5 protein-coding genes are annotated in these 15,439 nt (G+C 42.4%); 2 read left to right on the top strand and 3 right to left on the bottom strand.

Annotated elements, in window-relative coordinates:
• Positions 1-166 precede the first annotated feature (166 nt).
• A complete protein-coding gene (locus LA313_RS04100) occupies positions 167-667 on the top strand; it encodes a CAP domain-containing protein (protein WP_228913399.1) in 501 nt (166 codons plus the stop codon).
• A gap of 426 nt (positions 668-1,093) precedes the next feature.
• Here the strand turns inward: LA313_RS04100 and LA313_RS04095 are convergent, their stop codons facing one another.
• The 3 genes from LA313_RS04095 to LA313_RS04085 are packed head-to-tail and all read right to left on the bottom strand — an operon-like array spanning position 1,094 to position 14,236.
• Positions 1,094-2,971, bottom strand: coding sequence for an OmpA family protein (locus LA313_RS04095; protein WP_228913398.1), 1,878 nt, complete (start codon positions 2,969-2,971; stop codon positions 1,094-1,096).
• A 14-nt stretch (positions 2,972-2,985) separates the two neighbouring features.
• Positions 2,986-3,900 (bottom strand): PorP/SprF family type IX secretion system membrane protein, encoded by a 915-nt coding sequence (locus LA313_RS04090; protein ID WP_228913397.1) that lies wholly within the window; start codon positions 3,898-3,900, stop codon positions 2,986-2,988.
• Positions 3,901-3,910: 10 nt separating this feature from the next.
• Positions 3,911-14,236 carry a gliding motility-associated C-terminal domain-containing protein gene (locus tag LA313_RS04085; protein WP_228913396.1) on the bottom strand — a complete coding sequence of 3,442 codons (10,326 nt, stop codon included), beginning with the start codon at positions 14,234-14,236 and terminating at the stop codon, positions 3,911-3,913.
• 556 nt (positions 14,237-14,792) lie between these two features.
• On the opposite strand from LA313_RS04085, the gene pdxH reads away from it, so the two are divergent.
• A complete protein-coding gene (gene pdxH, locus LA313_RS04080; protein WP_228913395.1) occupies positions 14,793-15,437 on the top strand; it encodes a pyridoxamine 5'-phosphate oxidase in 645 nt (214 codons plus the stop codon).
• Positions 15,438-15,439: the final 2 nt, after the last annotated feature.

Genomic DNA, 15,439 nt, shown 5'->3' with positions numbered 1-15,439 from the left:
GTCGATCCATCCTGCCTTTAATCTTCGCCTAAAAACCTTTAAATTTTTGTAAGGATTAAGCCTTTTTGGGTTAAATTTTATATTTTTTGTGTAGTTCATCGATTTTTTTGTTTGTTAATCGGAATTAATTCTTACTTTTCCTATCCCAAACCTACTGACTACCATTATGAAGAATTTAACCTATTTCGTTTATGTGATGGCCATTTGTACGTTTTCTCTTACTTCTTGTTCTAAGGAAAATATTGAGGAACTTGATTCGGCCAATCTTACTACTAAACTCGCCCCAGTTAATTATTCATCAATAGAATTAGATGTTCTTGAATTAGTAAATGCATACCGTAGTCAACAAGGTCTGCCTGAGCTTCTTTATTTAGATGAGAGCTCTGTGGAAGCAGCAGGACATAATGATCACATGATTGAGAACAATGAAGTGTGCCATGATTTCTTCGGAAGTCGCTACGAGGCACTTGTAAAATCTGTAAGTGCAAAATCGGTAAGTGAAAATGTAGCTTCGGGTTTTCGTACAGCAGAAGCCGTGGTAAATGCGTGGATCAAAAGTGATGGGCATCGTAAGAACATGGAAGGTGAACATACCCATTTTGGTATTTCTGTTAAAGAAGGAAAGGATGGAGAACTATACTACACTAATATTTTCGTTAAGAAATAATATAACAATAAAGGTTTCACTTTTTTCTTGATTATTTAAGGTTAGTTAAATGGGGCTTTTTTGAGCCCCTTTTTTATGCCAAAACCTGAAGTGGTTCTCTTATACTAATCATAACAAATAACATTGAGAATAGTATGATTCGTCGCTATACAGAACTTATTTTAAGACAGGATGTTCTTTGATAACTCCGGCACCAGGAGTCGGGAGAAACTCTTAGTAACATTCTATAGTCGTTTTATATGGTGCCTATAAAATTACAGTAGCCATTGTCATACCCACTGGGAGTCTAATTTATTTCTACCTCCCTGTAAAGCTTCCGAAGGATTCTGTTCTTATTCAAATCTTATTTGGATATTTAAAATTCTTACAAGCAAAAAAGGAGGCCATAGGACCTCCTTTTAATGGTTGGTTAGCGGTTAGATTTATTTATTCCATTTTCACCACTTTAAAAATGGATCTTCGGTTCAACTGGTGTTGAACTTCATCACAGTTTTTACAATCTATTGCGGGTTGTTCTTCGCCGTAGCCTTTGTAAGTGACTATCCTTTCGGGAGCGATTCCGTGTTCTACCAGATAATCAAAGGTCGACTGTGCCCGTCTCTCGGCCAGGCGACGGTTATACTCTATTGAACCTCTAAAATCTGTATGAGAGCCAATTTCAATAACGAGTTCGGGGTAATCGTTCTTCATAAGATCGACCAGCTTATCAAGCTCTGCAGCAGCATCGGGACGAATATTGTGCTTGTCAAAATCAAAATAGATCTTGTTGATCTCTGCTAAATATTCCACATCCTGCACAGGGGCTAGTTCAATATTGTAGACGAGTTCTACCTGGTCATCCATATTAAAGCTCTTTACTGTACCCTGCTTTTCATTGTATTTAATATGTTTGGTTTCGATAGGATAGGTGGCGTCCCTTTTAATATGTTTTTCATAATATCCCAGGCTGTCGGTCTCTAAAAAGGCCATTTGGGTGTTGTTTTCATCCATTAATCTCACGGTGGCATTTGCAATGGGTTTACCATTTATGGAATCTGTCACAGTCCCTTTAAGTAGAAGTGGTGCAAACATCTGCATTTTATAAATATCATCACTTCCTTTACCACCGCTCCGGTTTGAGGCAATATATCCTTCTGAAAAATCTTCGGAAGAGATAAAGAAGGAGAAATCATCGAGGTTGCTGTTGATTGGTTCCCCAAGGTTAAATATTTCTTCCTGAGTTTTAAGATCGGTGACAAAAATGTCCATCATTCCGAAGCCTTTATGTCCGTCAGAAGAGAAATAGAATTTATCATCTTCAGCAACAAAAGGAAAAACCTCGTTTCCGGCAGTATTTATTTTTGCACCTAAATTCTCTGGGGTTCCAAAAATGCCATTTTCAATACTTACTTTATAAATATCAGATCCACCCATGCCGCCCGGTGCTTCCGAAGCAAAGTAAAGGGTTTGTTCATCTTTTGAAAGGGCAGGATGACCAACAGAATAATTATCATTGTTAAACGAAAGTTCTTCAATATTGACCCATTCCCCATCTACCAAAGAAGCCTTATAGATCTTAAGATGATTAATACCTTCATCATCTTTCTTTCCATCACGCTTGAGGTAGTTATTTCGGGTAAAATACATGGTTTTGCCATCCCTCGAAATCACCAGCGGACCTTCATGACGAACTGTGTTCACATCTCCGGGAAGGGTCTCTAAAATGCCATTTTTGGAAGGTAAGCTGTAAACGTCAAGAAAAGGTTCCCCGTTCCAGTCATAGATCTTCGGATTTTTAGCTCCTTTTGCCCTGGCAGAAGTTAAGTAAACCGTACCGTTATTTTCATAAGCACCAAAATCGCTGAACTGGGAATTGAAATCAACAGATTTAACCCTGAAGGTTTCGAGCCCGGGATAGAATTTTATCTTCTCTTCGGTAAGTAGGTTTTCTGCAAGGTTTTCATTTTTACCATCTTTCAGGTATTTTTTTAGCCATTCTCTGGATTCATCGTAACGGCGTACCCCACGCAAAACCTGTGCGTATTTAAAGTAATATTCTGGGGAGACATCCGGCTGTTTAACCACTTCAGAATAGAGGGCAACTGCGTTTTCCGGATCCCTTAATCGTAGATAACTATCTGCAAGCTTCTTTTGGTTGTGATCTACGTTATACTCTTTTTCGAGCAGCTCCTTATAAACATCTATTGCTTTAGTATAGGCGAAATTCTCATACAACCTGTCGGCCCTTTTTTGCATCCCCGACTGTGCCGGGAGATAAAATGACTGGCAGATCAAAAGGAGTAGTAAAAAGTAATTTTTGTTCATAATCCTTATTTTTATTAAAAGAATCTTGGGGATTTATATTTTGTATTTCCTAGTCTGAGTTCGTAGATCAATAAGATCTCATGGGAACCCGAAGTGTATGGCTGCAGGTCTGATATTGAATATTCGTACCCATATCCAACTCTAAAGCTTGGCAGTATTTGAAAATCAACGAACGCACCAACTGCGTCATCAAATCGATAATTTGCGCCCAAATAAACCTTTTCATTAAATATTACAGTTCCTGAAACATCTACAGAAAGTGGGGCACCATTGGTCATTTTGAAGAGGGTAGTGGGGCGTAACTTCACATTATCACTAAGGTCGAAAACATATCCACCGGTTAGATAATAATGAACCTGTTCCAGAGCGACATATTCACTTCCTTCCTGGTCATTGTTATCATTGTTAATGAATTTTGGAGCTGAAAGACCAATATACCAGTCCTGGGAGGAAAGGAAAAGTCCGGCACCAAAATTTGGGGTCCATCGATTAAAGGTATCTCCGTTGAAAAACTCATCATCGGGTACATCTGTCATGAGTTCTTCCTCCAGATTATAGTAGCTCATGCCTCCCTTTAATCCCATAGAAAGGGTGGTGTTAGCACTTACGTTAATTGTATAGGAGAAATCGGCGTAGGCATAAGTGTAATTCTCGTAACCTATGTTGTCATTTATCACCGAAACACCGAGGCCAATTTTCTCATTCCTCAAAGGGGAGTGGATTGACAGTGTTTGTGTTTCGGGGGCGCCATCGATTCCTGCCCATTGACTTCTGTGTAGTCCCACCATCGAGATCGCGTCGCGGTTACCTGCATAGGCGGGATTGATGGATATAGTGTTGTACATGTATTGCGTAAACTGGGGCAATTGTTGCGCATTGGCACATACACTAATAAACAGAAGGATTATTATTGGGGAGATTTTTTTCATGTTTATTGATTTATTTTGTTCCTAGATAGATATAACCCTGGATTGGTTCAAATCCGCTTTGTTTAATTTCCACAATATAGAAGTAGGTTCCTGAAGGTAGCTGGTCTCCTGTTACAGAACTGCTGGAGTATCCATCCCATCCCCCGGTGTAGTTATTTGAGCTGAAAACTTCATTCCCCCAACGGTTAAAAACCTTGAGAGTATAAATAAAGCCACAGTCAATGCCTATTCCAACTTCAAATTCATCGTTTACCTGGTCTCCATTAGGAGTTACAGCTTTAGAAATGCTGTTTCTTATATCTGAAATTTGACATGGGAGTGTTACCCCACAGTCTTCTACTTCAAGAGTGATCTCTGTACTTGATGAGCAGGCTCCTTCCACAACATAAGTAAAGGTGTAGAAGCCGGCAGCCATGTCTGGATCTAAGGTACTTCCTGTAAGAGCTCCTGTTTGATCTGTGTCAATCCAGGTGCCAGTCACGGTGCTGTCGCTTACTAAACTATTTAGGTCAAAAGCTCCCGAATCATCACATATAGGACCGGACGGATTATTCACGGTAACACTTCCCTGAGGTTCTTCTATAGTTATAGTAATTCCTTCAGAAACACATCCATTCTCGTTCGTTGCGTTAGCCGTGTAAGTTCCCGGAGATAAACCTTCAAAAATTCCGTCGGCGTCTTCATCGGCTACTTCATTTCCATTGGCATCTGTAAGCGTGAAAGTGACTCCTTCTGCCATTTCCAGAACCAGGAATCCTGTTGGATCTTCACAAGTTGCCTGCATTAGTTCTTCAATAGCCGGAGCATCCGGAGCATTTGGAACTTCATTAATAGTAACTGAAATTACTTCGGAAATACATCCCTGTGTATTTTTCGCAGTCACTGTATAAGTTCCGGCTGCAAGTTCTGACCATGAAGTAGTACTTCCGAAGGTTCCACCGTTAAAGCTGTATTCCATTCCGGTTATAGCAGTGATGCTGAAAGATCCAGTTGCTACGTCACATGTGGGCTGAACAGTTTCAGCTACTACAGGAGCTATAGGAGTTTCCGGCTGATCGTTAATTGTTACTGAAAGTGCTTCAGAAATACATTCGTCAGCATTTCTTGCGACAACAGTGTAAGTTCCGGCAGCAAGTTCAGACCAAGAAATTGGTGTTCCAAAGGTTCCTCCATTAAAGCTGTATTCCATTCCGCTTACAGCAGTGATGCTGAAAGATCCAGTAGCTACCTCACAAGTTGGCTGCGTAGTTGAAGCTACTTCTGGAGCTAAAGGAGTTTCCGGCTGATCGTTGATTGTTACAGAAAGTTCTTCAGAAATACATTCGTCAGCATTTCTTGCGACAACAGTGTAAGTTCCGGCAGCAAGTTCAGACCAGGAAATTGTTGTTCCAAAGGTTCCGCCATTAAAGCTGTATTCCATTCCGCTTACAGCAGTGATGCTGAAAGATCCTGTTGCTACGTCACATGTGGGCTGAACAGTTTCAGCTACTACAGGAGCGGCTGGCGTTTCAGGTTGAGCGTTGATTGTTACAGAAACTGTTTCAGACACACATCCGTCTTCGTTTCTTGCAGTTACAGTATAAGTACCGGCGGCAAGTTCAGACCAGGAAGTAGTGCTTGCAAAAGCTCCACCGTCAAAGCTGTATTCCATTCCGGCTTCTGCAGTGATGCTGAAAGATCCGGTTGCTACTTCGCAAGTCGGCTGAACAGTTTCAGCTACCACAGGAGCGGCAGGAGTTTCCGGCTGATCGTTGATTGTTACAGAAACTGCTTCAGAAACACATCCGTCAGCGTTTCTTGACACTACAGTGTAAGTTCCGGCAGCAAGATCAGACCATGAAGTTGCAGATCCAAAAGTTCCTCCGTCGAAGCTGTATTCCATTCCGCTTACAGCAGTGATGCTGAAAGAACCGGTGGCTACAGTACAGGTTGGTTGCGTAGTGGAAGCTACAACCGGAGCATTTGGAGTTTCAGGCTGTACGTTGATAGTTACAGAAAGTGCTTCAGACACACATCCATCCGTATTTTTAGCTACTACAGTATAATTATCAGCAGCAAGATCAGACCATGAAGTAGTACTTCCGAAGGCCCCTCCGTTAAAGCTATAAGTCATTCCGTCTACAGCAGTAATGCTGAAAGCTCCGGTTGCAAGCTCACAAGTTGGCTGAACAGTTTCAGCTACTGCAGGAGCAGCAGGAGTTTCAGGTTGTTCGTTTATTGTTATTGAAAGTGCTTCAGAAACACATCCGTCAGCATTTCTTGCAGTTACAGTATAAGTACTTGCAGCAAGATCAGACCATGAAGTTGCAGATCCAAAAGTTCCACCGTCAAAGCTGTATTCCATTCCGGCTACAGCAGTGATGCTGAAAGATCCGGTTGCAACGGTACAGGTTGGTTGAGAAATTTTAGCTACTACAGGAGTTTCAGGAGTTTCCGGCTGTTCGTTTATTTTTACTGAAAGTTCTTCAGAAACACATCCATCTTCGTTTCTCGCAGCTACAGTATAAGTTCCTGCAGCAAGATCAGGCCATGAAGTTGCAGATCCAAAAGTTCCACCGTCAAAGCTATATTCCATTCCGTCAACAGCAGTGATGCTGAAAGATCCGGTAGCTACTTCACATGTTGGCTGAACAACTTCAGCAACTACTGGAGCTGCTGGAGTTTCAGGCTGAGCGTTAATTGTTACAGAAAGTTCTTCAGAAACACATTCGGTAGCGTTTCTTGCAGTTACAGTATAAGTACCTGCAGCAAGTTCAGACCAGCTAGTGCTAGTTCCAAAAGTTCCACCGTTAAAGCTATAAGTCATTCCGTCTATAGCAGTGATGCTGAAAGCTCCGGTAGCTACCTCACAAGTTGGCTGCGTAGTTGAAGCTACTTCTGGAGCTAAAGGAGTTTCAGGCTGCGCGTTAATTGTTACAGAAAGTTCTTCAGACACACATTCGTCCTCGTTTCTTGCAACAACAGTGTAAGTTCCGGCAGCAAGTTCTGACCATGAAGTAGTAGTTCCAAAAGCAGATCCGTTAAAGCTGTATTCTATTCCGGCTTCAGCAGTGATGCTGAAAGCTCCTGTTGCTACGTCACATGTAGGCTGAACAGTTTCAGCTACTACTGGAGCTGCTGGAGTTTCCAGCTGAGCGCTTATTGTTACTGAAAGTTCTTCAGACACACATCCGTCAGTATTTTTAGCTACTACAGTATAAGTTCCGGCAGCAAGTTCTGACCATGAAGTAGTAGTTCCAAAAGCAGATCCGTTAAAGCTGTATTCCATTCCGGCTTCAGCAGTGATGCTGAAAGATCCGGTTGCTACATCACATGTAGGCTGAGTTGTTTCAGCTACCACAGGAGCGGCAGGAGTTTCAGGTTGTTCGGTGATAGTAACTGAAAGTGTTTCAGAAACACATCCATCGGCATTTCTTGCAACTACAGTGTAGGTTTCGGCAGTAAGTTCAGACCAGGAAATAGTAGTTCCGAAAGTACCTCCGTTAAAGCTGTATTCCATTCCGGCTTCTGCAGTGATGCTGAAAGATCCGGTTGCTACTTCGCAAGTCGGCTGAACAGTTTCAGCTACTACAGGAGTGGCAGGAGTTTCGGGCTGAGGATCGATCGTAACAGAAAGTTCTTCTGAAAGACATCCCTCAGCGTTTCTTGCCACTACAGTATAAGTACCGGCAGAAAGGTTGTCAAAATTGACATTTTCAGAGAACGTTCCACCGTTGAAGCTATATTCCATTCCGGCTGCAGCAGTGATGCTGAAAGATCCTGTTGCTATATCACATGTGGGCTGCGTAGTTGAAGCTACTTCTGGAGCGGCCGGAGTTTCCAGCTGATCGTTGATCGTTACAGAAAGTTCTTCAGAAACACATCCATCGGTATTTTTAGCTACTACAGTATAATTATCAGCAGCAAGATCAGACCATGAAGTAGTACTTCCGAAGGCCCCTCCGTTAAAGCTATAAGTCATTCCGTCTACAGCAGTGATGCTGAAAGATCCGGTTGCAACAGTACATGTTGGCTGAGTTGTTTCAGCTACTACAGGAGCGGCCGGAGTTTCAGGTTGAGCGTTTATTGTTACCGAAAGTGCTTCAGACACACATCCATCTTCGTTTCTTGCAGTTACAGTATAAGTACCTGCAGCTAGGTTGTCAAAAATGGCATTTTCAGAGAACGTTCCACCGTTAAAGCTGTAAGTCATTCCGGCAACAGGAGTGATGCTGAAAGATCCGGTTGCTACGTCACATGTAGGCTGAACAGTTTCAGCTACTACAGGAGCTGCTGGAGTTTCAGGTTGTTCGTTGATTGTTACAGAAAGTGCTTCAGAAACACATTCGTCAGCGTTTCTTGCAACTATAGTATAAGTTCCGGCAGCAAGTTCATTCCAGGAAGTGGTACTTCCAAAAGTTCCACCGTTAAAGCTGTATTCCATTCCGGCTTCAGCAGTGATGCTGAAAGCTCCTGTTGCCACATCACATGTTGGCTGAACAGTTTCAACAACTACAGGAGCGGCCGGAGTTTCCGGCTGAGCGTCGATCGTTACAGAAAGTTCTTCAGAAACACATTCGGCAGCGTTTCTTGCAAGTACAGTGTAAGTTCCGGCAGAAAGTTCTGACCAGCTAGTGCTGGTTCCAAAAGTTCCTCCGTTAAAGCTATAAGTCATTCCGTCTACAGCAGTGATGCTGAAAGCTCCTGTTGCCACAGCACATGTTGGCTGAACAGTTTCAGCTACTACAGGAGCGGCAGGAGTTTCAGGCTGAGCGTTGATGGTTACAGAAAGTGCTTCAGAAAGACATCCGTCAGCGTTTCTTGCAAGTACAGTGTAAGTACCGGCAGCAAGATCAGACCATGAAGTAGTGCTTGCAAAAGCTCCACCGTTAAAGCTATAAGTCATTCCGTCTACAGCAGTGATGCTGAAAGCTCCTGTTGCCACTTCACATGTTGGCTGAACAGTTTCAGCTACTACAGGAGCTGCTGGAGTTTCAGCTTGTTCGTTTATTGTTACAGAAAGTGGATCAGACACACATCCGTCTTCGTTTCTTGCCACTACAGTATAAGTTCCGGCAGCAAGTTCAGACCAGGAAGTTGCAGATCCAAAAGTTCCACCGTCGAAGCTATATTCTATTCCGTCAACAGCAGTGATACTGAAAGATCCGGTTGCTACTTCGCAAGTTGGCTGAACAGTTTCAGCAACAACAGGAGTTTCAGGAGTTTCCAGCTGAGCTTCGATCGTTACAGAAACTGCTTCAGACACACATCCGTCTTCGTTTCTTGCAGTTACGGTATAAGTACCTGAAGAAAGATTGTCAAAAATGACATTTTCAGAGAAGGTTCCACCGTCAAAGCTGTATTCCATTCCGCTGACAGCAGTGATGCTGAAAGCTCCTGTTGCTACATCACAAGTTGGCTGAACAGTTTCAGCTACTACCGGAGCGGCCGGAGTTTCAGGTTGAGCGTTGATTGTTACTGAAAGTTCTTCAGAAATACATCCGTCAGCGTTTCTTGCAGTTACAGTATAAGTACCGGCGGCAAGTTCAGACCAGGAAGTAGTGCTTGCAAAAGCTCCACCGTCAAAGCTATATTCCATTCCGGCTACAGTAGTGATGCTGAAAGATCCGGTTACTACTTCGCAAGTTGGCTGAACAGTTTCGGCTAGTACAGGAGCGGCCGGAGTTTCAGGTTGAGCGTTAATTGTTACAGAAAGAGCTTCAGAAACACATTCGTCAGCGTTTCTTGCTATTACAGTATAAGTACCTGCATCAAGTTCAGACCAGCTAGTGCTGGTTCCAAAAGTAGATCCATTAAAGCTATATTCTATTCCGTCAACAGCAGTGATGTTGAAAGATCCGGTTACTACTTCGCAAGTTGGCTGAACAGTTTCGGCTAGTACAGGAGCGGCCGGAGTTTCAGGTTGAGCGTTAATTGTTACAGAAAGAGCTTCAGAAACACATTCGTCAGCGTTTCTTGCTATTACAGTATAAGTACCTGCATCAAGTTCAGACCAGCTAGTGCTGGTTCCAAAAGTAGATCCATTAAAGCTATATTCTATTCCGTCAACAGCAGTGATGCTAAAAGATCCTGTTGCTATATCACATGTGGGCTGAGTTGTTTCAGCTACTATAGGAGCAGCAGGAGTTTCAGGTTGTTCGTTTATTATTACAGAAAGTGCTTCAGAAAGACATTCGTCAGCATTTCTTGCAACAACAGTGTAAGTTCCGGCAGAAAGGTTGTCAAAAATAACATTTTCAAAGAAGGTTCCACCATTAAAGCTGTATTCCATTCCGCTTACAGCAGTAATGCTGAAAGATCCTGTTGCTACATCACAAGTTGGCTGCACAGTTTCAGCTACTACAGGAGTTGCAGGAGTTTCGGGCTGAGGATCAATCGTTACAAAAAGTTCTTCTGAAAGACATCCATCAGCGTTTCTTGCCACTACAGCATAAGTTCCGGCAGAAAGTTCTGACCAGCTAGTGCTGGTTCCAAAAGTTCCTCCGTTAAAGCTGTATTCCATTCCGGCAACAGCAGTGATGCTGAAAGATCCGGTTGCTACTTCGCAAGTTGGCTGAACAGTTTCAGCTACTACAGGAGCGGCCGGAGTTTCAGGTTGTTCGTTGATTGTTACAGAAAGTTCTTCAGAAACACATCCATCGGTATTTTTAGCTACTACAGTATAATTATCAGCAGCAAGATCAGACCATGAAGTAGTACTTCCGAAGGCCCCTCCGTTAAAGCTATAAGTCATTCCGTCTACAGCAGTGATGCTGAAAGATCCGGTTGCAACAGTACATGTTGGCTGAGTTGTTTCAGCTACTACAGGAGTTGCAGGAGTTTCGGGCTGAGGATCGATCGTTACAAAAAGTTCTTCTGAAAGACATCCATCAGCGTTTCTTGCCACTACAGCATAAGTTCCGGCAGAAAGTTCTGACCAGCTAGTGCTGGTTCCAAAAGTTCCTCCGTTAAAGCTATAAGTCATTCCGTCTATAGCAGTGATGCTGAAAGATCCTGTTGCCACATCACATGTAGGCTGAACAGTTTCAACGACTACAGGAGCGGCCGGAGTTTCAGGTTGAGCGTTGATCGTTACAGAAAGTTCTTCAGAAACACATTCGGCAGCGTTTCTTGCCACTACAGTATAAGTACCTGCAGCAAGATCAGACCAGGAAGTAGTGCTTCCGAAAGTACCTCCGTCGAAACTGTATTCCATTCCGCTTACAGCAGTGATGCTGAAAGCTCCTGTTGCCACATCACATGTTGGCTGAACAGTTTCAGCTACTACAGGAGCGGCAGGAGTTTCAGGCTGTACGTTGATAGTTACAGAAAGTGCTTCAGACACACATCCATCGGTATTTTTAGCTACTACAGTATAATTATCAGCAGCAAGATCAGACCATGAAGTAGTACTTCCAAAGGCCCCTCCATTAAAGCTATATTCCATTCCGTCAACAGCAGTGATACTGAAAGATCCGGTTGCAAGCTCGCAAGTTGGCTGAACAGTTTCGACTAGTACAGGAGCGGCCGGAGTTTCAGGTTGAGCGTTGATGGTTACAGAAAGAGCTTCAGAAACACATTCGTCAGCGTTTCTTGCTATTACAGTATAAGTACCTGCATCAAGTTCAGACCAGCTAGTGCTGGTTCCAAAAGTAGATCCATTAAAGCTATATTCTATTCCGTCAACAGCAGTGATGCTAAAAGATCCTGTTGCTATATCACATGTGGGCTGAGTTGTTCCAGCTACTATAGGAGCAGCAGGAGTTTCAGGTTGTTCGTTTATTATTACAGAAAGTGCTTCAGAAAGACATTCGTCAGCATTTCTTGCAACAACAGTGTAAGTTCCGGCAGCAAGTTCAGACCAGGAAATTGTTGTTCCAAAGGTTCCACCATTAAAGCTGTATTCCATTCCGTCAACAGCAGTGATGCTGAAAGCTCCTGTTGCTACATCACAAGTAGGCTGAACAGTTTCAGCTACTACAGGAGCGGCTGGAGTTTCAGGTTGAGCGTTGATCGTTACAGAAAGTTCTTCAGAAACACATTCGGCAGCGTTTCTTGCCACTACAGTATAAGTTCCGGCAGAAAGTTCTGACCAGCTAGTGCTGGTTCCAAAAGTTCCTCCGTTAAAGCTATAAGTCATTCCGTCTACAGCAGTGATGCTGAAAGAGCCGGTTGCAACAGTACAGGTTGGCTGAGAAATTTCGGCTACTACAGGAGTTGCAGGAGTTTCGGGCTGAGGATCGATCGTAACAGAAAGTTCTTCTGAAAGACATCCCTCAGCGTTTCTTGCCACTACAGTATAAGTACCGGCAGAAAGGTTGTCAAAAATGGCATTTTCAGAGAACGTTCCTCCGTCGAAGCTATATTCCATTCCGGCTACAGCAGTGATGCTGAAAGACCCGGTTGCTACGTCACATGTAGGCTGAACAGTTTCAGCTACTACAGGAGCGGCTGGCGTTTCAGGTTGAGCGTTGATTGTTACAGAAAGTGCTTCAGACACACATCCGTCTTCGTTTCTTGCAGTTACAGTATAAGTACCTGAAGAAAGATCGTCAAAAATGACATTTTCAGAGAAGGTTCCACCGTCAAAGCTGTATTCCATTCCGCTTACAGCAGTGATGCTGAAAGATCCTGTTGCTACATCACATGTTGGCTGCGTAGTTGAAGCTACTTCTGGAGCGGCAGGAGTTTCAGGTTGAGCGTTGATTGTTACAGAAAGTGCTTCAGACACACATCCGTCTTCGTTTCTTGCAGTTACAGTATAAGTGCTTGCAGCAAGATCAGACCATGAAGTTGCAGATCCAAAAGTTCCACCGTTAAAGCTATAAGTCATTCCGGCAACAGCAGTGATGCTGAAAGATCCAGTTGCTACGTCACATGTGGGCTGAACAATTTCAGCTACTACAGGAGCGGCAGGAGTTTCAGGTTGAGGATCGATCTTTACAGAAAGTTCTTCTGAAAGACATCCATCAGCGTTTCTTGCAACTACAGTGTAAGTTCCGGCAGAAAGGTTGTCAAAAATGGCATTTTCAGAGAACGTTCCACCGTCGAAGCTGTATTCCATTCCGCTGACAGCAGTGAAACTGAAAGATCCGGTAGCCACTTCACATGTTGGCTGAACAACTTCAGCAACTACTGGAGCTGCTGGAGTTTCCGGCTGAGCGTTAATTGTTACAGAAAGTTCTTCAGAAACACATTCGGCAGCGTTTCTTGCAGTTACAGTATAAGTACCTGCAGCAAGTTCAGACCAGCTAGTGCTAGTTCCAAAAGTAGATCCATTAAAGCTATATTCTATTCCGTCAACAGCAGTGATACTGAAAGATCCGGTTGCAACGGTACAGGTTGGTTGAGTAATGGAAGCTACTTGAGGAGTTTCAGGCGTTGCATTTATAGTAATAGTGGCAATTCCTGTCTCAACTTCATTGCCGGGACAAGTATTGTTAACAATTATCGCACGATAGGAGGTTGTAAGATTGACGTTAGAAGCAACATAAGTGCTGGTGTTAGCTGTATTAGGTATATCAAACCAACCCGAACCTTCTTTTTTTTGCCATTTCTTAACTGCTCCAAAATTACCTGTGAGTGTTAAGGTAGTAGAGTTTGAACTACCAGAACAATAAGATTTTTCTCCAGAAATGGTACCGGTAACATTAATGTCCACACCAATATTCCCCATACCACAAGGTTTAGCATTTAAACTACCTCCGGCAAAAGATAAGTAAGAGCCAAGATTGATAATGCCACCATCTGCCAAACTACATAGATCAATTAAAGATCCACTTCCTGATAATGGCACCTTAATTTCTATAAATTGTCCATCGCCTGAATTAAAATCACCTGCTTTTGCTATAAGTCCGCTCGAATTATTTAAAACTAAACTTGAACCATTCCATTTGTAAACCAATGGAGGCGAATCATTGGCATTCACCTGTAAAACAACATCTGCACCTGGAAAAGGATAAGTGGTGCCTTTATAGGTTTCAGAAACCAGGTCGAGAGAAGGATCGGTATCTAAATAATATCTAAAGATTGAATTACCACCATTTCCGTTATAGAACCCCAATAGTAAATAAGGACTATTAAGATCGGTTTTAACGACAGAATAAACCTGTATTACCTCGCAAGTACCCGAGGCATTCATATTAATATCCGTTTTAATAGATCCTACATATTCACTTGCATTATAATCTCCGTCAGGAATAAAGCCTTGTGAATATCCAGTAGAAATACTAAAAATGTATCCTGCGATAGTCAACAGAATGGATAGAGTCTTGAAAGGGGTCTTTCCGGTTTGGGCATATCTCTTCCCAAGAGAAAGTAAATAAACCGGAAATGCTAGGGTAGTTTTCCAAATCATAGTCGTCATGTTTGAATGATATAAACCTTCTGATCTCAACTGTTAGAGCATCAAAATCTTTAGGTTGTATTGTCTTATTTTTTTTGATTTTAGGTTAAGTTCATATTATTCGCAGGGGAAGAATAATCTGAAGTTTTTAGGTCAAGAATTCTTACAAAGCAATCGATGACCTGGGGGAGTCTGCAGCTTGGTAAAATCTGAATTCTTTAACTTTCAAAGTAAATGTAGGAGGCAGGAACTGTTAAAAAAAAGAAATTTTCATCTTTTAGATGTAGTGTGAGGTTTTACGGACAAACGACACATCAACAGTTAATTATAAAGGTCAATTGGAATTTTTTTTAAGAAAAAAACCTTGTGCAGGTAATCTTACAACAGTAAAAATTGTGCGAAAAAGAATATTAATTTCTTCTTATTTTTCCATCCATTTTTCCCTATTTTGTTACCCTTTTTCAGGGTGGAGATGAATGCTGAAGGAGATTTATAATTCTTACAAAATTTCCCTTTTTTGAGCAGGATATGTACTTCGTGTAATTAGTAGATTTTGTAAATTGGCAGTATGAAAAATAAACTCCACGATTACCGCAAGCTCTACCAGAAACATGAGTTGCTGGAGGAGGAAATCCCCCAGGATCCATTTGATTTATTTCATGTCTGGATAAGGGAAACCGAAAGCAATAAGGAAGTTGACGAAGTCAATACCATGCACCTTTCAACAATTGGCCTGGATGGCTTTCCCATGACACGGGTAGTTCTTCTTAAAGAATATGATAACGAAGGTTTTGTGTTTTATACCAATTATGAATCTGAAAAAGGAAGATCTATAGCTAAAAGTCCAAAGGTTTGCCTCTCTTTTTTCTGGCCCACATCAGAAAGACAGGTGATGGTGAAAGGCATTGCCGAAAAAACTTCTAAAGAAGAATCGGAAGCCTATTTTCATTCGAGACCACGGGGCAGTCAACTTGGAGCCTGGGCTTCCCAACAAAGTTCTGTGATTCCCTCCCGCGAATATCTTCAGAAAAAACTGGAACTTCTAGAGCAGGAGTATTCTGGAAAAGATATACCAAAACCTGTATATTGGGGAGGTTATAAAGTCATACCTTCTGAATTCGAATTCTGGCAGGGAAGGCCTAATCGTTTGCATGACCGTATCTACTATAGCAAAGAGAATGAAGGATGGAAAATGGATAGATTAGCACCATAAAT

The organism is Salinimicrobium sediminilitoris (assembly GCF_020866905.1).
GTDB classification, from domain to species: Bacteria; Bacteroidota; Bacteroidia; order Flavobacteriales; family Flavobacteriaceae; genus Salinimicrobium; species Salinimicrobium sediminilitoris.
The sequence above is the reverse complement of the archived record's forward strand: the minus strand, read 5'-3'. Positions and strand labels throughout refer to the sequence as shown.

Excerpts from the sequence above, each read along its gene's own strand:
- LA313_RS04090 (WP_228913397.1), bottom strand. The coding sequence starts at position 3,900 with ATGAAAAAAATCTCCCCAATAATAATCCTTCTGTTTATTAGTGTATGT.
- LA313_RS04085 (WP_228913396.1), bottom strand. The coding sequence starts at position 14,236 with ATGATTTGGAAAACTACCCTAGCATTTCCGGTTTATTTACTTTCTCTT.
- LA313_RS04100 (WP_228913399.1), top strand. The coding sequence starts at position 167 with ATGAAGAATTTAACCTATTTCGTTTATGTGATGGCCATTTGTACGTTT.
- pdxH (WP_228913395.1), top strand. The coding sequence starts at position 14,793 with ATGAAAAATAAACTCCACGATTACCGCAAGCTCTACCAGAAACATGAG.
- LA313_RS04095 (WP_228913398.1), bottom strand. The coding sequence starts at position 2,971 with ATGAACAAAAATTACTTTTTACTACTCCTTTTGATCTGCCAGTCATTT.